20 protein-coding genes are annotated in these 19,232 nt (G+C 73.4%); 14 read left to right on the top strand and 6 right to left on the bottom strand.

What is annotated here, in order from left to right:
• Positions 1 to 45: 45 nt before the first annotated feature.
• Entirely contained in the window at positions 46 to 1,479 is a 1,434-nt protein-coding gene (locus ABT160_RS16505; RefSeq protein ID WP_502984236.1) for a lamin tail domain-containing protein, read from the bottom strand.
• Between the two features lie 327 nt (positions 1,480 to 1,806).
• On the opposite strand from ABT160_RS16505, the gene ABT160_RS16500 reads away from it, so the two are divergent.
• Positions 1,807 to 2,445 (top strand): LysE family transporter, encoded by a 639-nt coding sequence (locus ABT160_RS16500; protein WP_351648076.1) that lies wholly within the window; start codon positions 1,807 to 1,809, stop codon positions 2,443 to 2,445.
• Between the two features lie 91 nt (positions 2,446 to 2,536).
• Here the strand turns inward: ABT160_RS16500 and ABT160_RS16495 are convergent, their stop codons facing one another.
• On the bottom strand, positions 2,537 to 3,025 hold the full coding sequence (locus tag ABT160_RS16495) for a GNAT family N-acetyltransferase (RefSeq protein WP_351648074.1): 489 nt from the start codon (positions 3,023 to 3,025) through the stop codon (positions 2,537 to 2,539).
• Between the two features lie 296 nt (positions 3,026 to 3,321).
• Here ABT160_RS16495 and ABT160_RS16490 point away from each other — a divergent pair, with 296 nt between their 5' ends.
• Both ABT160_RS16490 and ABT160_RS16485 read left to right on the top strand, forming a co-directional pair.
• On the top strand, positions 3,322 to 3,543 hold the full coding sequence (locus ABT160_RS16490; RefSeq protein ID WP_351648072.1) for a hypothetical protein: 222 nt from the start codon (positions 3,322 to 3,324) through the stop codon (positions 3,541 to 3,543).
• Positions 3,544 to 3,681: 138 nt separating this feature from the next.
• Positions 3,682 to 3,987, top strand: a complete 306-nt coding sequence (locus ABT160_RS16485) for an STAS domain-containing protein (protein ID WP_351648070.1) — start codon at positions 3,682 to 3,684, stop codon at positions 3,985 to 3,987.
• Positions 3,988 to 4,411: 424 nt separating this feature from the next.
• Here ABT160_RS16485 and ABT160_RS16480 read toward each other — a convergent pair whose 3' ends face one another.
• The gene (locus ABT160_RS16480; protein ID WP_351648069.1) at positions 4,412 to 4,741 is read right to left on the bottom strand and encodes a hypothetical protein; all 330 of its coding nucleotides are present in this window, start codon (positions 4,739 to 4,741) and stop codon (positions 4,412 to 4,414) included.
• A 531-nt stretch (positions 4,742 to 5,272) separates the two neighbouring features.
• Here ABT160_RS16480 and ABT160_RS16475 point away from each other — a divergent pair.
• From ABT160_RS16475 to ABT160_RS16460, 4 genes are all read left to right on the top strand, one after another.
• On the top strand, positions 5,273 to 5,848 hold the full coding sequence (locus ABT160_RS16475) for a TerD family protein (protein WP_351648067.1): 576 nt from the start codon (positions 5,273 to 5,275) through the stop codon (positions 5,846 to 5,848).
• 109 nt (positions 5,849 to 5,957) lie between these two features.
• Positions 5,958 to 6,539, top strand: coding sequence for a TerD family protein (locus tag ABT160_RS16470; protein WP_351648065.1), 582 nt, complete (start codon positions 5,958 to 5,960; stop codon positions 6,537 to 6,539).
• Positions 6,540 to 6,747: 208 nt separating this feature from the next.
• Positions 6,748 to 7,116: a hypothetical protein gene (locus tag ABT160_RS16465; RefSeq protein WP_351648063.1), complete on the top strand. Its 369-nt coding sequence runs from the start codon at positions 6,748 to 6,750 to the stop codon at positions 7,114 to 7,116.
• A 5-nt stretch (positions 7,117 to 7,121) separates the two neighbouring features.
• Positions 7,122 to 7,796: a nucleotidyl transferase AbiEii/AbiGii toxin family protein gene (locus ABT160_RS16460; protein WP_351648061.1), complete on the top strand. Its 675-nt coding sequence runs from the start codon at positions 7,122 to 7,124 to the stop codon at positions 7,794 to 7,796.
• 115 nt (positions 7,797 to 7,911) lie between these two features.
• Here ABT160_RS16460 and ABT160_RS16455 read toward each other — a convergent pair whose 3' ends face one another.
• The 3 genes from ABT160_RS16455 to ABT160_RS16445 form a co-directional block, all read right to left on the bottom strand.
• Entirely contained in the window at positions 7,912 to 8,640 is a 729-nt protein-coding gene (locus ABT160_RS16455; RefSeq protein ID WP_351648059.1) for a VC0807 family protein, read from the bottom strand.
• A gap of 169 nt (positions 8,641 to 8,809) precedes the next feature.
• Complete coding sequence (locus ABT160_RS16450; protein WP_351648057.1) at positions 8,810 to 10,057, bottom strand: D-alanyl-D-alanine carboxypeptidase family protein; 1,248 nt, start codon at positions 10,055 to 10,057, stop codon at positions 8,810 to 8,812.
• Positions 10,058 to 10,278: 221 nt separating this feature from the next.
• Positions 10,279 to 11,274, bottom strand: coding sequence for a helix-turn-helix domain-containing protein (locus ABT160_RS16445; RefSeq protein ID WP_351648055.1), 996 nt, complete (start codon positions 11,272 to 11,274; stop codon positions 10,279 to 10,281).
• Between the two features lie 219 nt (positions 11,275 to 11,493).
• Between ABT160_RS16445 and ABT160_RS16440 the strand changes: the two genes are divergently transcribed.
• The 7 genes from ABT160_RS16440 (at position 11,494) to ABT160_RS16410 (ending at position 19,232) form a co-directional block, all read left to right on the top strand.
• Positions 11,494 to 11,865 (top strand): hypothetical protein, encoded by a 372-nt coding sequence (locus tag ABT160_RS16440; RefSeq protein ID WP_351648053.1) that lies wholly within the window; start codon positions 11,494 to 11,496, stop codon positions 11,863 to 11,865.
• A gap of 70 nt (positions 11,866 to 11,935) precedes the next feature.
• Entirely contained in the window at positions 11,936 to 12,139 is a 204-nt protein-coding gene (locus ABT160_RS16435) for a hypothetical protein (RefSeq protein WP_351648051.1), read from the top strand.
• A gap of 263 nt (positions 12,140 to 12,402) precedes the next feature.
• A complete protein-coding gene (locus ABT160_RS16430) occupies positions 12,403 to 12,999 on the top strand; it encodes a helix-turn-helix transcriptional regulator (protein ID WP_351648049.1) in 597 nt (198 codons plus the stop codon).
• Between the two features lie 477 nt (positions 13,000 to 13,476).
• The gene (locus ABT160_RS16425; protein ID WP_351648047.1) at positions 13,477 to 14,694 is read left to right on the top strand and encodes a SagB/ThcOx family dehydrogenase; all 1,218 of its coding nucleotides are present in this window, start codon (positions 13,477 to 13,479) and stop codon (positions 14,692 to 14,694) included.
• Complete coding sequence (locus ABT160_RS16420) at positions 14,691 to 15,818, top strand: SagB/ThcOx family dehydrogenase (protein ID WP_351648045.1); 1,128 nt, start codon at positions 14,691 to 14,693, stop codon at positions 15,816 to 15,818. Before ABT160_RS16425 ends, ABT160_RS16420 begins: the two co-directional genes overlap by 4 nt.
• Positions 15,818 to 17,887, top strand: a complete 2,070-nt coding sequence (locus ABT160_RS16415; RefSeq protein ID WP_351648043.1) for a S9 family peptidase — start codon at positions 15,818 to 15,820, stop codon at positions 17,885 to 17,887. Before ABT160_RS16420 ends, ABT160_RS16415 begins: the two co-directional genes overlap by 1 nt.
• Positions 17,862 to 19,232, top strand: coding sequence for a tetratricopeptide repeat protein (locus ABT160_RS16410; RefSeq protein ID WP_351648041.1), 1,371 nt, complete (start codon positions 17,862 to 17,864; stop codon positions 19,230 to 19,232). The genes ABT160_RS16415 and ABT160_RS16410 overlap by 26 nt, the downstream gene beginning before the upstream one ends.

The following is a 19,232-nucleotide window of genomic DNA, read 5'->3' as shown; positions in this document are numbered from 1 at the left end:
GCCCTGGAGCCCCGTCACGCGGCCGTTCTCCGCAGACCGGTGAGGTCAGCAGTTGATCGTGCCCCTGCGCAGGGCGTGGCCACCGGTGTTGGAGTCGTCCGACCAGTACACGGGCTTGGTGCCCGACACGCACTCAGAGGCACCCGCGAGCGAGAAGCCCTCGTTGTTGATGTCCGGCATCCCCGAGGGGCGGTTGTACGAGGCGGCGGGCGCGAACACGCCGTTCGCACCGACCTTCAGGGTCAGGTGACGGCCCCCGCAGGTGTCGTCGCACACCGCCCACAGGCGCGAGGCCTGCGGCTCCCACTGGACCTCCATCACCCCGGCGAGACCGGTGTCGACCGAGGCCACCCGGGTCGCCGTGCCGGAGTCCTGGAGCACGTAGCCGTACACCTTGCCGGTGCCCTCCACGCCCACGAAGAAGACGCCGCCCGCGTGCGCGCCGTACCGGCTCGGGTCGTACACCGCGCCCGTCGACTCGTCCTTGAAGGCCGCGCCCGTCAGCGACGCGTCCGGCACCCAGGTGACGCCCTCGAAGCCCGCGTTGGAGCCCACCGACGGCAGGCCCGGGGTCAGGTTCCACTCACGGGTGGCCGTCAGGCTGCTGCCCGTACCGCCCACGTCGTAGCGCAGGATGGACAGGCGGCTGGTGCCGGAGGCGTCGCCGTTGCGCTCGCTGGCCACGAACACGCCGCCGGACGCGCCGGCCGAGGTGAGCGTGACGCCCTCGCTGTCCGGGGCGCCGGAACCGCCGGGGAAGCGCAGGGTCTTGCCCTTGGTCCAGCCGTTGGCGGTGTCCGGGGTCCAGCCGCCCGAGCCGTTGGGGACCAGGCGCCACAGCTTGCCGCTGTTCTGCGCGCCCCAGAGCACCGAGGTGCCCTCCTGGTACAGGCCGCTGAGGTCGGAGCCGAAGACGTTGGAGGCGTCGGCCGTGGCGACCGAGCTGCCGCCGGGCCAGGCGACGGGGCCGGTGCCGCCGCCCGGGGTGCCCCCGCCGCAGGAGTTGGCCGCGCCGAGGGTGAGCGCGGCCTTGCCGAAGGAGCCCGTGCCGTCGGGGCAGCGCGACCAGGACGGGTCCGAGTGGCTGCTCCAGCTGTAGCTGTCGACCAGGGTGGAGCCGTCGGCCAGGTATAGGCGGGCCTTGTCCGAGGAGCCGAGGCCGAACGAGCCGTGCACGTCGAAGGCGCGGAAGCCGCCCGCGGCCAGCGTGGTGCCGGACGGGATCTTGAACTTGGAGCCGTTGTCGTCGTCCTTGAGGATCCAGCCGGAGACGTCGACGGAGGACGAACCGGTGTTGTAGAGCTCGATCGAGTCCTCGACGCTGCCGGTGGTCACCACCTCGTTGATGCGGACGTCGCTGTTCGCCGCGTAGGCGGGCGCCGCGGCGAGCGGAGCGCCCGCGGCCAGGGCGGCGCCGGCTGTGGCGGCGGCCAGGACGCGCAGGCGGGAGCGCCAACGGGGGGTGCGGGATGCGGTCACGTGGGTCCGTCCTCGGGGTCTGGGAGTGGGGGGAGGCGGCAGCGGGACGAGGTTCGCGACACGGGCCGAACGAGTCTCCTCCGGGAGGTGAGTGGGCTGTGAACGGTGGACGAACGCGCGGCTCGGGGGAGAGAGCGGGTCGAGGCGGTGGCGGACCCCCCGCCACTGCGGCGGCCAAAAACAGTTGCCCGGCGCACCACGCCGTCCCCACAATCGGCGCATGACCTCGCACAAGCTCATCGCCCCGCTGCCCCTGGCCCCCGCCGTCCGACCGGCGCGCGGCCAGCAGCAGCCCGGCGACCGACGGAGGCCGATCCTCGCTCACGCGTGAGCGCCGCCGTCGTCGCGGGGCTCCTCGCGGGGTACGGCATCGCCGTCCCCGTCGGAGCGGTCGCGGCCTACCTGGTGGCCCTCACGGCCCGTACGGGCCTGCGCGTCGGAGCCGGAGCGGCCCTTGGGGTCGCCACCGCCGACGGTCTCTACGCCCTGCTCGCCGTCCTCGGCGGCACGGGCCTCGCCGGACTCATCGCCCCCTACTCCACGCCCCTGCGCTGGGTGTCCGCCGTCGTGCTCGTCGCCCTGGCGGTGCGCGGTGCCACCAGCGCCGTACGCCAGTACCGCGCGCACGGGGCGGGCGGCCCCCCGCCCCGTACCACCGACCCCACCCACCCCGGGCGGGCCTTCACGACCCTGCTCGGCATCACCCTGCTCAACCCCATGACCGTCGTGTACTTCGCGGCACTGGTCCTGGGCGGCCAGGACTCGGTCACCCCCGACACCTCCTCCCGCGCCGTCTTCGTGGCCGCCGCGTTCGCGGCGTCCGCGAGCTGGCAGCTGCTCATCGCGGGCGGCGGTGCCCTGCTCGGGCGCGCCCTGACGGGCCCCCGGGCCCGGCTGGCCACGGCCCTGGCGGCCAGCGCGCTGATCACGTTCCTCGCCGCACGGCTGCTGGCCACGGGCTCTTGAGGAGGGAGCCCTCTTGAGGGGGGAGCCTTCCTGAGGAGGGGGCGGACGCGCGGGTGCTCAGCGGTCCCTGAGGAGATGGATGCGCAGCTGCTCAGCGGTCCCTGAGCACCCGTACGTACGACGTGGCGGGCTCCCCGGCCAGCTCCGTCTCGCTCACCGGTACGAACCCGGTGCGGGTCAGGACGGTGCGCGACCCGATGTTGCGCACCGTCGCCGCGGCGGTCAGCCGGGTCAGTCCGTACTCCTCCGTGGCGCGTACGCATATCTCGTGCACCGCGGCCGTGGCCACGCCCCTGCCCGCGGCCTTCTCGGCGACCCGGAAGCCCAGTTCGGCCGTGCCGTCCTCCACGTCCACCAGGTTGAACCGCCCCAGGACCTGCCCGTCGCCTTCCACCAGGACGTGGAACAGGCAGGTCCCCGCTTCCTGTTCGGCCAGCAGCGCGGCGTGGCGCGCGTCGAAGCCGGTGAAGTAGTCGTCACCCCGGTCGGAGATCGTCCGGGCGAAGTACGCGCGGTTCTCGGCCTCGAAGGCGAGCAGGGCGTCGGCGTGGTCGGCGCGCAGGAGCTGGAGCTCAGTCATGGCCCCACGCTATCGCCCCTGGTCAAGACCCCAATCGGGGTGCCCGGAGGGGCGCTTGACGGACGCTCCGGCCGACCGGGTCCGGCGGCCGGCAGCGGAATCCGGACCTCCGGCGGCCGGGCGCGCGACGGCGGCGGCGCGGAGCACGGCCGCGTACGAGCGCCCCTCGGGAACCCCCGTGCGCGGCGACGCGGTCACGCCACATCCGCCACAGCACGGACGGGTGTGACTGGTGCTTGGCCCGATCGGGTGGCACTCTGGCCTTCACCCCCCACACGACACGAGGTAAGGACGGCATGAACCATCGCGTCCGCGACCCGGAAGCCGAGCGCTCCGCCGTGCGCGCCGCAGCCGCACGGCTGCTGGCGGGCACCCCCGAGCGCGCCACCCCCGGCCGCCTCAACGCCAGCGCGCTCATCATCGAGTCGGGCGTCCGCCGGGACGTCGTCTACGCGTTCCACCGCGACCTGGTGGAGGAGTTCAGGGCGGACGCGCAGAGGTTGCGGCAGACCGCCTGACCGTCCGCTCCCCCTCGGTCCGCCGCGTGGCGCGCATGGGTGAGTGTTGTCGCCCCTGAGCGGGAAACGCGGCGGCGGCCGGGTGAGGCGCCACGCTGCCGCGTGTCCCTTTCGGCAGGTCACGGCGTTGGTCAGGGCGTGAGCAAGAACAGCACCAGCCCGATACTGTCCGCCCCCGCCGCGCCCCCCAAGAACGACGGCATCCGCTGGGTCACCACCCGCGGCACCATCCTCGCCCTCGGTCTCGAGGGCGCCATCACGCGCGCCACCGCCGGGCCCCTGCGGGCCCTGGTCGCCGCCGCGGCCGACCATGGGTACAAGACGCTGATCGTCGACCTGTCCGCGGTCACCGCGGAGGACGGCGCGCTGAACCGGATCATCGAGTTCTGGCGACGGCGGGGCCGCATCCGGCTGACCGGGCGCCCGGAGGTGGTGTGCGGCTGACCCCGGGACGCCACTGACGGCCTCGGCCCGGGAACCGGGCGAGGAGCCGGGCTCCGGGCCCGCCCGCCCCGGCTCCGTCAGGCGAGGCGCTCCTAGCAGTCGTACATAAGGCCAACACGCCAACACGCCAACACGCCAACACGCCAAAAATAAACCTCGATGAAATGGGCCGTGGGGTCGCGAGTGTCGAATTCTCCTTGCCGCGCGACGCCTTGGTGTCCCGTGTGAATTCGAGGACCGAGGGGGTCGAGGGGATATGCTGAGCCCGCAGCATCCCGAAAAAGAAGCGGGTCCGACGCGCCATTGCGTCGGACCCGCTTCTTTTTCGACCCGTCACCGGCCCCGCTGCCGCATCGCCACGGGACCGTCACCGGACCGCCTCGAACCGCCCCTGACCACGCTCGGGCCGGGGCGCCGGGAGGTGTCAGCCGCCGAGCGGCAGACCGCCCATCATCGGGCCCGCGGCCGTCTTGGCGCCCTGGCCGACGTTGGTGTTGGTCACCGAGTCGTTGGTGGCCTTGACCTTGTCCGCGGCCCGGGAGACGGCGCCGACGACGGCGTCGACGTTGATGTTCGGCTTCTTCACGACGTTCTTGGTGACGGTGTCGCTGTTCACCAGGTTGTCGGAGGCGGCGCGGGCGTCACCCTTGTTGGTGGCCGGGGCGTTGTCGACGTCGTCGGCGAAGGCGGGGGAAGCCACACCCATGGCCATGACGGTACCGGCGACGACAGCGGCGGCCTTCGTGTACTTCATCTCAGCATCCCTTTCCGGAGACGGCGCGGAGACGGTCACGACCTTCGTGCCGCCCGAGCGTCTTGCTGGCCGCTCGGAGCGCCGCTCTCGGTACTCGTAACGAAACCGCACCAATTCCGGAACTGGGAATTGGAAGGCTTTCCTGTGCAATCACTCAATTGCCGCAGTGGTGGGCTGAATTGCCGTGATGACCGTGGGACACGTCTGATGATTCGCCGGGTGATTAGTCATCAGGAATGCCTGGGCGGTGGGGCGTGGGGAGGGCATTGCGGGGGCGGGTGGGGCGCGTCGGGCGGGGGTGGTCGCGGGCCCGGTCGTGCGTCCGGGGAAGTGGGAGTGGCCGTTCCGGCGGCGAGTGCGTCCGGGGCGGTGCTTGTGCGCCTGTTCTGCGGGTACGTTCGCGGCATGCGCCTGCGCACGCGTGCGCGCATGAGGCCGTACATCCTCCATCCTCCAGCAACTTCTACAGTGTTGTAGATTTCAAGTCCCCGGGAACACCGGCACTCCGACTCCGAGGAAAGGGCAGAGAAGATGGGCGTGAGCCTCGCCAAGGGCGGCAACGTATCGCTCAGCAAGGAGGCCCCGGGGCTGACCGCCGTCGCGGTCGGCCTGGGCTGGGACGTACGGACCACGACCGGCTCCGACTACGACCTGGACGCGTCGGCCCTGCTGCTGAACGACTCCGGCAAGGTCGCCTCCGACCAGCACTTCGTCTTCTACAACAACCTCACGAGCCCGGACCGTTCGGTCGAGCACACCGGTGACAACCTCACCGGCGAGGGCGACGGCGACGACGAGGTCATCAACGTCAACCTGTCCGGCGTGCCGGCGGAGATCGCGAAGATCGTCTTCCCGGTGTCCATCCACGACGCCCAGGCCCGCGGCCAGAGCTTCGGCCAGGTGCGCAACGCGTACATCCGCGTCGTCAACCAGGCCGACCAGCGTGAACTCGCGCGCTACGACCTGTCCGAGGACGCCGCCACCGAGACCGCGATGGTCTTCGGCGAGCTGTACCGGCACGGTGCCGAGTGGAAGTTCCGCGCGGTGGGGCAGGGGTACGCGTCGGGGCTCGCCGGGATCGCGGCGGACTTCGGCGTCAACGTCTGAGCGCCCGGCGCCCGGGGGCCCGGCCCCAGTCCCGGTCCTGGCCCCGGTCCCGGCCTCACCCCCAGTCCAGTCGCAGTCGCAGCCGAACTCGAAAGAGGCAGACGCACACATGTCCGTGAACCTGGCCAAGGGCCAGCAGATCAGCCTGAGCAAGTCGGACGGCGGCGCCCTGAGCGTCGTACGCATGGGACTCGGCTGGAAGGCCGCCGCCCGCAAGGGCTTCTTCGCGCGGATGACGGCCCGCGAGATCGACCTCGACGCCTCGGCGGTGCTCTTCGCGTCGAAGCAGCCCGTGGACGTCGTCTTCTTCCAGCACCTGGTCAGCGACGACGGGTCCGTCCGGCACACCGGCGACAACCTGGTCGGCGGCGCGGGCCAGGGCGGGGACGACGAGTCGATCCTGGTCGACCTGCAGCGCGTCCCGGTCCACGTCGACCAGATCGTCTTCACGGTGAACTCCTTCACCGGACAGACCTTCGCCGAGGTCGAGAACGCCTTCTGCCGCCTGGTGGAGGAGACCACCGGGCAGGAGCTGGCGCGCTACACCCTGACGGGCGGCGGACAGCACACCGCGCAGATCATGGCCAAGGTCTACCGCAGCGGTGGCGGGTGGCAGATGGCCGCCATCGGCGACCCGGTCAGCGGCCGCACGTTCCAGGACCTCATGCCGGCGATCACCCGCCACCTGTAGGCCTTGCCCGGAGGCCATACCTGGAGGCGTGGCGGTACGGGCGTCACCTGGAGGTCCGGCGGTACGGGAAGAGGCCGTCGGGCCCCGGGCGGGGGCGGGCCGGAGCGTCGTGCACGGGGCTCCGCGCCGTCCCCCGGTTCCGGGGCCCGCGCGGTCGAAATCCGCCCGCCGCTTCGTGCGGGCGGCCCCGGCGGGCCATAATCGACCCATGGCCTCCTCCACCGTCGCATCCGCGCCGTCGTCCCTCGACGTGCTGCGGGCCCGCTACGCCCGGCGGCTGCCCGGGCGGCTGGACGACCTCGCCGGACCCGTCCGGGGCAGTGTGGAGCTGCCGCTGCACGTGGTGTGGTCCGGGCGGCGTGCGTACGAGCTGGAGGGTGCCCGCTCCAGGATGAGCCTGTACCGCACCGTGCTCGCCGAGGGGCAGCGCGAGGACCTGGAGGCCTTCCTGAACCGGGAGCTCCTGGTCAGCCAGTGGCCCGTGCTCCGCACCCTGGTGAGCCGCCCGCTGCGCGAGGCCTGGGAAGAGGCGTTCCCGCAGCTCGGGCCGCGGTCCGGCGGCGCCCGGGGCGCCTGAGCCGGGTGAACCTCAACGACCTCCACCGCCGGCTCCTCGCCGACGTCCTCGCCATCGGGTCCCCGTACCCGCTGGTCATCACCGGCGGCTACGCCGTCCAGGCGCACGGCCTGGTCAACCGGCTCAGCCAGGACCTCGACGTGGCCACGGAGAACCCCGCCCCCATGCGCGAGATCGTCGGCAGCGTCGGCGACGGCCTGGTGCGGCGCGGCTGGGAGGTCCGGCAGATCGAGGCCGACCACCTCTCCGCACGGCTCGTGGTGACGGACCCCGCCACCGGGGACGAGTGCGAGGTGGACATCCTCAAGGAGGTCTTCTGCGCCTCTCCCACGCCCACCCCGGACGGCTGGCCGGTCCTGTCGCTCGACGACGTGATCGGGACCAAGGTCCGCGCGCTGTCCGACCGGGGCGCGGTCCGCGACCTGATCGACGTCCACGCGGCCTCCCGGCAGCGCGGCACCGCCGAGCTGGAAGCCCTCGGCAGGCGCCACGCGCGCTTCGAGTTCAGCCTGGCCGACCTGCGCGACCGGCTCGCGGGCGCCGAGTGGTGGGACGAGCAGGACTACCTCGACTACGGCCTGACCACGGAGCAGACCGAGGCGCTGCGCGCCTGGGCGCTGGCCTGGGCCACCGACATCGACGCCCGGCTCGCGGCGGAGGACGTCCCCGGGGACGACTAGGACCCGGAGAGCGTGGGAAAAACGGCTGGGCCCGGGGCTTGTCGCCCCGGGCCCACCCGCTGTCAGCCGGCCGTACCGCTTCCCGTACTCCTCGCCCGTACCGCTTCCCGTACCGTCAGGCCGTCGTCACCAGCGTCGGTGCCGTCGCACCCGCCACCGGCTCCGGGGTCGGCTCCGCCTCGGTGGCGCTGCTCGAAGCCAGCTCGTGGGCGACCATGCCGACCATCGGCCCGGCCGCCAGCGCGCCGGCGATCCAGATGGCGGCCGCGATCGTCACGGCCATGATCACGGAGCCGAGGGCGACCATCGTGTCCACCGGGAGCGTGTACGCGCCGACGACCCGCACCACGCACTCGATGAACAGGGCCGCGCCCCACACCAGCGAGAAGCGGCGCTCGGCGCGCCGGAAGCGCTCGTCACCGGCCAGCAGGCGGTCCCAGGCCGCCGTCCGCGCGGCCGAGCCCCTGGTGATCCAGGGCTTGAGCGCGGTGGTCATCAGGGGGCGGCCCGAGAGCGTCGAGAGGATGATGCCGAGGCCGACGACACTGCTGATCCCGCTGTCCTTGGCGAGCATCAGCCGCGGGTCACCGCTCACGGCCGAGAGCGCGATGCTGACGACGTTGACGATCAGGATGAGCGCGGCGAACCGGTTCAGCCTGCGGTCCCGCACGACGCTCCACAGCGTGCGCAGGGCGGGGATGACGCTGCTCAGCGCCAGGGCGCCGAACGTTTCCATGCCCGCTGCCTTGAGCAGGTAGTACGCCGCCATCGGGACACCGGCGTCCAGGATGAGGGGCATGAGGCTCTGGAGCAGGGGGTTGCGGGTGCGGCTGCTGCTGTTCATGGGACGCTCCTCCGTTGCTCTTCCGTCGCTGTGCTCGCCGTTCGGCTGACGTGAAGAGCTTCTCGGAGAAGGGCAGTTGAGCTGCAGGGCCGCGCGTCCTGAGTACGCCGTGACATTTGTCAGGGCGGGCGCGTGACAGCGGCCCGGGGGAGCGGACCGCCGGTCGCGTTCAGGAGGCCGTTCCCGGCTCCCGCACCCTCCTGCGCCTGTTCAGGAGCACCGCCGTGCCCGCGCCCGCCAGCAGGACCACGCCGCCGCCCACCGCCAGTGGCCAGAGCGCCGTGCCGGCGTCCGCCGTCGCCGAGGCGCGGGAGGCGTCCGGACCCGCGGCGCCGTCGCGGGACGCCTCGCCCTCGCGCGGGGGCAGCTTGCCGACCGGGGCGGCCTTCGCCGCGCTCGCCGCGAAGCCCCAGTCCAGGAGCGACGCCGCCTCCGTGTAGACCTCGTTGCGCTGGCCGTTCTGCGGGTTCATCACCGCCACCACCAGCGTGCGGTCGCCCTTGCGGGCCGCCACGGCGAGCGTGTTGCCCGCGTTCGTCGTGTAGCCGTTCTTGCCGCCCAGCAGTCCGGGGTAGCGCGGCACCCCCTGCGTACCCGCCAGCATCCGGTTCGTGTTCTGCACGGCGAATGGCTTCGACGGCTTCCCCTTCGTGGCCGGTGCGCCCGGGAACTGCGTCGTCGCCGTGGCCGTGTAGCCCGCGAACGCCGCGTCCTTCAGGCCCGAGCGCAGGAAGACCGCCAGGTCGTGCGCCGACGACACCTGGCCCGGCGCGTCGTACCCGTCAGGGCTGACCACCTTCGTGTCCTTCGCCCCCAGCCGCGCCGCCTTCGCCTGCATGTCGGTGACCGTCTTCGCCCAGCCGCCGTTCATGCCGCACAGCACGTGCACCGCGTCGTTGCCCGACGCCAGGAACACGCCGCGCCACAGGTCCGCGACCGTGTACGTCTGGCCCGGCACGATGCCCACCAGACTGCTCCCCGCGCCGACTTGGGCCAGTTCGGCGTCGCTGACCTTGTGCGCCGCCGTCGCGGGCAGCGCCGGGAGCACGGCGTCGGCGAACAGCATCTTGAGCGTGCTCGCGGGCGGCAGCGGCCGGTGCGCGTCGTGCGCCGCGAGCACCTCCCCGCTGTCCGCGTCCGCCACGATCCAGGCCCGCGCCGAGAGCGTGGCGGGCAGCGCGGGCCCGCCCGCCGCCGCGTGCGTGCCCGGCCGCGCGAGCACGTCCCCGCCGGTGGTACCGGTCGTCCCCGGTGAGTTCGCCGTGGACGTCGCGTGCGCCGTGGCCGGTCGGGCCGTGGCCGGTGCCGCGCCCGCCAGCATCACCGTCGCCAGCGTCGCCGTGCCCACCGTCCCCGCCATCGCCGCCGCCGTCGTGCGGCGTATGCGTCCGTGCGTCGTGCCCGTGCCCCTGGTCAATGCGTCCCCCTGTGGTGTCCCGCGTGGCCGGTTGAGTCCCGCGTCCCCGTGCGCGCCCTGGTCCGGGCGTGTTCGACCGCTGACAACGACATCCGTACGCCGCTGCCCGGTTCCCCCTTCGCGCCGCCGTCGGGCCCCCGCCCGAGTGCTGCGTACACGCATCGTAGGAGCAGTGATCCACGACCGGAAGAGCGGTCGCGTTCCCCCGCTCGGCGCACCCTTCACGGCGCCCCCGGCAGCCACCCGCGCTGCACCGCGTGCACCCCCGCCTCGAAGCGGCTGCGGGCCCCCAGACTGCTCAGCAGCTCCGCCGCGATCCTGCGGGCCGTACGCGGAGAGACCCCCAGGCGCTTCGCGATCGCCTCGTCCGTCAGCCCCTGCGCGAGCAGCCGCAGCGTCTCCGCGTGCTGGGGCGACAGACCGCGCGCGTCGCGGGTCTGCGCGGCGCCGAGCGGGGCCGCCGCCGCCCACACGTTCTCGAACAGGGCGCACAGCGCGGTCACCGTGCCGGGGCCCTCCTGGAGCACCGCGCCGGCCGCCGCCTCCGCGGGGTCGACCGGGAGCACCGCGACCCGGCGGTCGGCGATGATCATGCGGATCGGCAGGACGGGCGCGGTGCGGACCTGGCCGCCGTGCTGGTGCAGCCAGTCCACGTGGCGCAGGGTCGGCTGGTGGTTGCGGACGCTGTCCAGGTAGACCGTGCGCATCGCCACGCCCCGCCGCAGCATCGCCGCGTTGGGCTCCCGGCTGGCGTGCAGGTCCTCCTCGGTGTGCGCGCCGCCCGGGGCGAACGTCATGATCTCGTGCTGGACCGACGCCGCCAGGTCGCTCAGCCGGTCCCGGATGGCCCCCACGCCGAGCAGCAACTCCGAGCCGCCGTCCTCGACGCGCCCCCGCGGCGCCGAGTACTCGGCCACCAGCCGGGCCGCCGCGGCCCTGGAGGCCTCCACGCGCTGCTGGTGCGCGGCGAGTTCGGCCTGCTGGCGGGAGAGCAGCACCTCCATCGCGATCTCCGGGCTCACCGCGCGGAAGCCCACCTCCTGGTACTTCGCGGGCAGCACGAGCGCCAGCGCGCTCAGCCGGTCGAGACAGGCGCGGAGAGCGCTCTCGGACAGGCCGAGCCGGGCGACGAGCGCGGCGACCCCGTCGCCGGGGTGCTCCAGCATCGCCCGGTAGACCCGTTCGTCGGTCTCGTCGAGTCCCAACTCCTGCAGCATCGGGATCCTCCCCCTGTCGTGCGCCGTGCGTCGTGCGCTGAGCGTGGTGCGTGGTGCGTGGTCCGTCGTGCGTCGAGCGCCGTGCGGTGAAGCCGTGCGTCGAGCGTGCGGTGACGCGGGCCCGGAAGGCACCCGGTCCCGAGGCCGGTTCCTGCACTGGCCTAATGCGTCCCCTGTGAGAGAGGGCGTTCCGGGCCGGATGGATACGACGATGAGGGCATGCGTCTCGTACATGTCCGAATCCGTTGCCCCGAAGGCGAGTTGTTGCCAACGAACGCGGCCCAGTTGATCGGCCGGAGTGCCCGGGAGGAGGACGGGGTCGAGCACGTCGCGGTCCACTCCGACGCCGAGAACGGGCCGGTCGTGGGCCTGTTCCTGGCCGGCCCCGGGGCCGTGGAGGCCGAGCGCGTGGCCGAGGGGGTGTGCCGCAGGGCACTGGCCGAGCACGACGAACTGGCCGGTTTCGTACTGACCCTGTGCCGGATCGCGCCGGTACTCGCGTTCGAAGGGGAAACGCGTGTGCCCAACGGTGCTGGACGGCTTAGGTCAGTGCATGATCCGTCCACCGAGAACCTCTTCCACCCTTTCTGAGGGCTCAGCATCATGGAAACCGAAGTCGGGAGTCCCACCGGCTCCCGGTGAAATGCAGGAAGGAAGAACCGTGAACGTTTCCCGTTTCGTCCGTACCACCACATCCGTCATCGCCGCCACTCTCCTCGCCCTGGGCACCGCGGCGGGCATCAGCTCCCAGATGACGGGAAGTGACGGCCGGACGCAGTGGGCGGACGGGCCCGTCCCGAACCAGACCACCACCGCCGGGAATTCCGGCCACGGTGACACGGCGGACGTCACCTGGGGGAACTGACCGATCATCGCTGACCGAAGGGGGATACTTTCGTGAAGCACGTGGACAACACCGTGATCAGAGCACCACGGAAAGTCCGGAACGGCGGCGTTCCCAGCAATGGAATACAGAACGCCGTGGCGCAAAACAGCGTTACAGCAAGCGGCGGTACGTCGAATTCCGTGCCTCGGCGCGACGGTACGCAGAATTCCGTACAGCCCCCCGGTGCCGCTGACGGCGGCCCGGCCCCGCGGAGCGCGCCGGCCGGCGCCCCGCTCGTCTCGGTGCACTCCGACGACGACCTCGTCAAGGAGGGCGCCCAGGCCTACCTGGCCGCCCTCGACGAGGTCCGCGTCGTCGGCGACCCGCGTGAACAGGCCGCCGCGGACGTGCTCCTCGTCCTGGCGGGACGGGTCACCGAAGCCACCCTGATGTGTCTGCGCGCGGCCCTGACCGTGAATCACAACCCGCAGGTCAGAGTGGTCCTGGTGGCCGAGTCGATCACCGAGTCGCAGCTGCTGCGCGCCGTCGAGTGGGGCCTGAGCAGCCTGCTGCTGCGGCCCGACGCCGGCTACCGGCGGATCGTCACGGCGATCACCGCGTGCCGTACGGAGTCCGTCCTGCCCGGCGCCGCGATGCGCGCGCTGGCCGCCCACCTCAGACGGGTCCGCACCGAGTCGGTGTCCGGGCACGGCTTCACCCAGCGGGACATCGAGGTCCTGCGGATGCTCGCCGACGGTGCGGGCACCGCGGAGATCGCGGACCGCCTCCGCTATTCGGAGCGCACCATCAAGAACATCATCAATTCCATGATGGTCCGGCAGTCGCTGCGCAATCGTACGCACGCGGTGTCCAGCGCGCTCCGCGCCGGCCTGCTCTGATCATTTCCACCCGTCAGTCGAGTACCACGAAGAACAAGGGCCCGGGGCCCGGACGGATTCCGCCGTCCATGCTCCGGGCCCTTTTCGCATGCGCTGATCTGCGTACTTCCCCGAGCGCTGCCCAAAAGCCCCCTCCTGGCTTCCCTTCCGCCCCTTTCCATGGGAACTCCTGAGGAACTCCGGCAGAGTTGTCGTCAGCCGGGGAAAGCCCGGGAGGAAGAAACCTCCGTGAAACTCCACGGAAACTCCTGAAGGAGAAAACCATGGGTGAGAACACCACCGCCGCCGAGCTCGTCGTCGAGGCCGTCGAGGTCGACATGATCGAAGAGACCGACGCGTACGAGGTCATGCTCCTGCAGGGCTCGGCCTACTGAGTCACCGCCCGGCACTGAAGGCACGGCACGCAACGCCGCCCGGTCTCCGTCCCCTTGGGAGGCCGGGCGGCGGCCCGCGGAGCCCGAGGAGAGGCAGAGAACCATGACAGTACGACTCAACCCAGCGGTCAGGATCACTCCTCCCTCGGCCGTGACCGGCGACCACTGGCTGGTGGAGCACCTGCTGCGCCGCCGCCGCTACCGGATGTCCCGCACGGCCGTCGCCGCCCTGGTCGCCGCCGCCCGCCCCGCCGAACCGGAGGAGCTCGCCGAACTCCTGGCCGGCAGCCGGGCGCTGACCCGCCCCGTCGCGCACTGGCTGGAGCTGATCGGCACGCTGCGCGAGCGCGAACTGCTCGTGGACAGCGCCGAGGCTGCCGCCGACCCCGAGCTCGGCTGGCTCACCGACGTGCGCCGCGACTGGAGCCGGTACGGCTGGCACGAGGCCGCCGAGTACCACACCCTGTGCTTCGACTACCCCTGCGTCGACTACTCCGAGGCCATCGGGATCCTCGCCGACCGCGACCGGATGCGCGACTACCAGTCGTACGAGCCCGACACCGACCGCTACAAGCTCGACTACGCCGACCGCCCCGGCACCGAACTGCCCGCGCTCACCGCCGACCTGATCCCCGCCACCGCCCACGACGTCTGGGCCGGGCGCACCGACGCCGCCCCCGTGGACCGGGACGCGCTGGAGAAGGTCGTCGCCGCCGCCTTCGGCATGACCGGGCGCATCATCCCCAGGACCGACTCCGCCCCGCTGCTGCGCCGCAGCAGCCCGTCCGGCGGCGGCCGGCACCCCTCCGAGGCGTACGTGGTCGTGCGCGACGTCCCCGGGCTCGAACCCGGCTGGTACCACGTCACGATGCTGCCGTTCAGCCTGCGCCGCGTCGAAGGGCCGCCGACCGACGACGCCTCGGTGGCCGGGCTGTTCCCCAACACCCTCGGCCGCTTCCCGCTGGACGCGAAGGCCCTGGTCGTGCTGACCACCGTCTTCGAGCGCAACATGTACCGCTACCGCGAGCCGCGCACCTACCGCACCGTCCACATGGACGCCGGGCACCTCGCCGCGACCACCCGCATCGCCGCCCGCTCGCTCGGCCTGACCGCCGCGATCTTCTACTGCGACGCGGCCCGCGAGATCGAGGACGCGCTCGGCGTCGACGGGCTCGCCGAGGGCTACCAGCTGACCGTCGCCCTCGCCGACGGGCAGCAGGACGCCGAACTGCGCATCCCGGCCGCCCTGGGGGCCGCCACCGGCGCAGCCGGTACGGCCGCCACCGGTGCCGCCACGACCCGTACCGGAGGAGCCCGATGACCACGTCCCCCACCGAGCAGGACGCCACCCGGGCACCGGCCGCACCCGCGCCCTCCCCGCACTGGCCCGCCGGGCACGCCATCCGCCCCTCGGTCGACCCCGACAGCGCCTCCGTCGAGCTCACCGACACGGTCACCGGACGCCGCTTCCGCTGGCGCCCCGAAGCCCTCGCCGAGCACATCCTGGCCCACGGCACCGCGCCCCTCCCGCCCGACGGCGACGCCGCCCCCGGCGCCGACCGCGACCACCTCACCGAGGGCTGGCGGCACTGGCAGCGGCGCGGCTGGCACCCCTCCGACCAGGCGTACGTCGCCTCCCGCCGGTGGAGCTACGCCGACACCGACGACCCCGGCGACCGCATCCGCACCCGCACCCTCGAGCACTACCTCGCCACCGACGGCGAACCGCCCGCCGAACAGCTCCCCGACGGCCCCGTCGTCGCCCTCGGCGCACCCCGGCCGCCGGGCGCGCAGCCCCTGTCCGCGCTGCTGGCCCGTCGCCGCAGCGGTCGCGCGTACACCCCGAAGCCGGTGGCCCTCGACGTCCTCTCCGGCCTGCTGTGGCACGGCCTGGCCGACGTCCGTGCCCGCCGCGCCCGCACCACCGCCGAGGAGCCGCTCTCCTACCTGGACAGCTACGGCTCCGCCTGGGACTTCCACCTGTGCGCGTACGGAGTGGAGGGCCTCGACCCCGGCACGTACCGCTACGACATCGGACGCCACGAACTGCGCGCCATCCGCCCCGGCGACCACCGCGCCGCCATGACCGACGTGCTCCAGGGCATGCACTCGCCCGTCACCGCCGCCTGGACGCTCGGCCTCGTCGCCGACTACCCGCGCTACCAGTGGCGCTACCGCCACGAGCACGGACTGCGGCGGCTGTGGATGGAGGCGGGCGCGATCGGCCAGGAACTCGTCGTCCTGGGCGGCTCCTACGGCCTGGGCACCCTGGTCACCCCGGCCCAGAAGGACCGGCCGTACCTGGACCTGCACGAGCTCGACGACCGCCGGTACGCCTGCGTGTACACGCTCACCATGGGCGGCTCGCTCGGGCTGCGCGGCATCGACTTCAACGGCACCACGGTCACCCACGTGCCGCCGACGGACGACCCGGGAACCCCGTGATGGCGGCGACCACACCACCCGCGGCCCGGCCCGTGTCGTCCACCGCGGCCACCGCCGACACCGTCCGTCACGAAGTACGTCACGAGGACCGTCACGAGCTCCGCCGCGAACTCCTCGCCGCCGAGCGCCACATCTCCCCGAAGCTCGCCCCCGACGGAGCCTCCGTCGCCTACCTCCGCACCGCCGACGACGGCCCCGAGCTGTGGCTGCACGCGGTCGGCGCCGGCCCCCGGCGCCTGTCGGCCCACCCCGGCGCCACCCTCGCCGACCCGCGCTGGAGCGCCGATGGGCGGTTCGTGCTCTACCGGTACGCGCCCCGCGGCAGCGAGCAGTGGCGGATCGCCGCCGTGCGCGCGGACAACGGGGACCGCGTCGAACTCCCCGCGCCGGGACCCGTACGCGAGGTGTGGACCGGCCGGGACGGCGCGCACGTCGCGTACAGCCTGCACAACCCGGCCACCCGGCGCCCCGAGCTCTACCGCGCCGACCTGTCCGAGGCGCGCCCCGCGCCCCGGCTGCTGGCCCACTCCAGCGCGTTCCACCGCTGGCTCGTCGACCGGGACCTCAACGCCCGCGGCGGCATCCAGCTCCTGCGCGACGGCTCCGCGCGCCTGTTCGCCGGGCCGGGCGCCGACTCGGCACGGCCGCTGCTCACGCTCGACCCCGACGACGCGCCCGGACTGTCCGTCGAGGGCTTCGACGCCGAGGGCACCACGCTGTACGTCCTGGCCGGACTCGGCGCAGGGACGCGGCGGCTGATCGCGCTGGACTGCGCGAGCGGACGCGTCACCGTCGAGTTCGCCCACCCCGAACTCGACGTCGAGAGCTACCCGATCGCCGGGCAGGGCGTCTGGTTCGACCCGCTCACCGGTCGGCCCGACCTGTGCGCCGTCATGGGGCGCCGGATCGCACTGCACCCGCTGCCCGCCATGGCACCCGCCCGCCGCGCCGCCGTCGCCCGGCTGGCCGCCGAGGGGGAGGACGCCGCCGTCGTCATCGACCGCAGCGCCGACGACAGGGCCTGGCTGACGGTACGCGTACGGACGGACGGGCCCATCCACTACGAGCTGTTCACCCCGGACGGCGGCCCGGACGGCACGCCGGAGGCCACACCGGACGCGAGCCCTGGCACGAGCCCCGGCGCGCCCCCGGGCGGCACATCGGACGCAAGCCGCGACGCGAGCCCCGCCCCCACCACCTGGCCCACCTCCTCACGCCCCCTCTTCGTCAACCGCCCCGGCCTCACCGGCCGCCCCCTCGCCCTCCTGGAGGACTTCGCCTTCACCGCGAGCGACGGGCAGCCGGTCACCGGTTACGCCATGCGTCCCCTCGGCGGCACGGGCCCCGCGCCCACCGTCGTCATCGTCCACGGCGGCCCGTCCGGACGCGACTACTGGCGCTTCCACGCCGAGGCCCAGTACCTCGCCGCCCTCGGCTACGCCTCCCTGCACGTCAACTACCGCGGCTCGCGCGGCTTCGGCACCGCCTTCCGGCTCGCCGGGAACGGCGAGTGGGGCGCGCGCATGCAGCAGGACCTGTACGACGCCGTGGCCGCCGCGGTCGACACGGGCGTCGCCGACCCCGGCCGCATCGCCTTCTTCGGCGGCTCCTACGGCGGCTACGCCGCGCTGCTCGCCGCCTGCACCCGCCCCGACCTGGTGCGCTGCGCGATCGCGGTCAGCCCGCCGTGCGACCTGGTGGAGTTCGCCGAGGCCCCGCCGCGCTACTGGGGGCCGCTCGCCGCCCAGTTGCGCCGCCAGATCCTCGGGCCCGGCACTCCGCCCGCCGTCGGCCCGCGCGAACTGCGGCGCCGCTCGCCCCTGCACACCGCCGGCGCCGACCGGGCCCCGCTGCTGATCGCGCACGGCGCCCGGGACCCCCGGGTCCCCGTCGCCACCGTCGACCGCTTCGTCGAGCACGCCACCGCCTCCGCCCCGGCGCCGGTGCGCTACCTGCGCTTCGAGGACGAGGGCCACCACGTCGTCGCCAACGCCAACCGGCACGTCCTGTTCACCGAGACCGAGACCTTCCTGGAGGCCCACCTTGTCCGCCGACAGCCCCCGCGCTGAGCGCACCAGCAGGGCCCCGCGCACCGAGGGCCCGCCGATCCGGCGCCGGTACACCCGCACCGACCCGCGCGGCCACTTCCCGCACGTCACCGGACTGCCCGGCCTCGCGCACAGCAGGCTCGGCGTCTTCTGGCGGCCCCTCATCGACATGACCCACAGCGACCACGCGCCGCTGCGCCTCCAGGGCGTGCGCACCCTCTCCCAGTGGCTCGCCGCGCCCGCGCCCCGCCCCACCTGCTGGTTCGCCATCATCGGGGTGCCCGGGCTGCGCGCCCAGGTGGTCCGGCACGCCGGACTCGACGCGTACGAGTGCACGACCCCGGCCGGACTCGCCGAGGAGCTGCGCACCCCGCAGTGGACCCGGCTGGTCGAACTGACCGGGCACTTCGCCGACCTCGACGACGCGACCCGCGCCCTGGTCATCTTCCAGCTCGCCCAGCTCTCCTTCTGCGCCCACGCCAGTGACCTCGCGGGCGAGCTGGTTCCCAACGGCGAGGAGGCGCACGACCGTTACGTGTACGAGGCCGCGCGCGTCACCGCCCGGGTGCCCGGCCGCGCCCCGCGCGCGCTGGACGCCTTCGACGCGCTCGCCGCCACCACGCCCGACCCGCGCCTCGCCCTGGCCGCCTGCTCGCAGGGCATCGGCCACTCCATCCGCAGCGGCGCGGGCACCGAGAGGGCCGTCGGGTTCGAGCGGCACGGCGAGCGGATCACCGGCCCGGGCGCGGCGGGCGGCCGTGCGCTCGGCGACGACTGGCACACCCATCTCGTACGCAGCCGCTACCACCGGGCGCTCGCCCTGCTGCGGCTCGCCCAGCGCCGCCCCGACGCGATGCGCGCCGAGGTCGACGCCGCGCTGGTCCACAGCGACGCGCTGTACGCCGCCGGACCCACCGGCACCGACCGGCTGGTCGCCGACGAGAACCGGCGGATCATCCTGGAGTCCCAGATCAAGGCCGCCGCCCGGGCCCGCGGCGACGAGAGCAACGACCGGCTGCGCGAACTGAGCGAGGCCCTCTACGCGATGGACCCCAACTGCGTCGAGGCCCTCCTCATCGTCGGCGACGGCCACGCCACCGCGGGCGACCACGCGACCGCCGCCGAGTGGTACACCCGCGCCGGACGGCTCGCCACCGGCGCGGGCGCGATCGGCTGGTACCGGGCCGCCCAGTGCCACGACCGGATCGGCGACGTCAGCGGCGCCCTGCACGCCATGGGCCGCTGCCTGGAGCTGGACGCCACGGCGGTCGAGCCGCGCGCCTACCTGGAGGCGGCCAACTCCCGCTCGCTGGAGGCCGGTTCGACTGCCGCCCGGGCCGCTTCCGCTCCCGTGAGGGCCGCCTGA

Source organism: Streptomyces sp. NPDC001941, assembly GCF_040296945.1.
In the GTDB taxonomy this organism is placed as follows: Bacteria; Actinomycetota; Actinomycetes; order Streptomycetales; family Streptomycetaceae; genus Streptomyces.
This window is presented reverse-complemented; position numbering and strand designations above follow the sequence as displayed.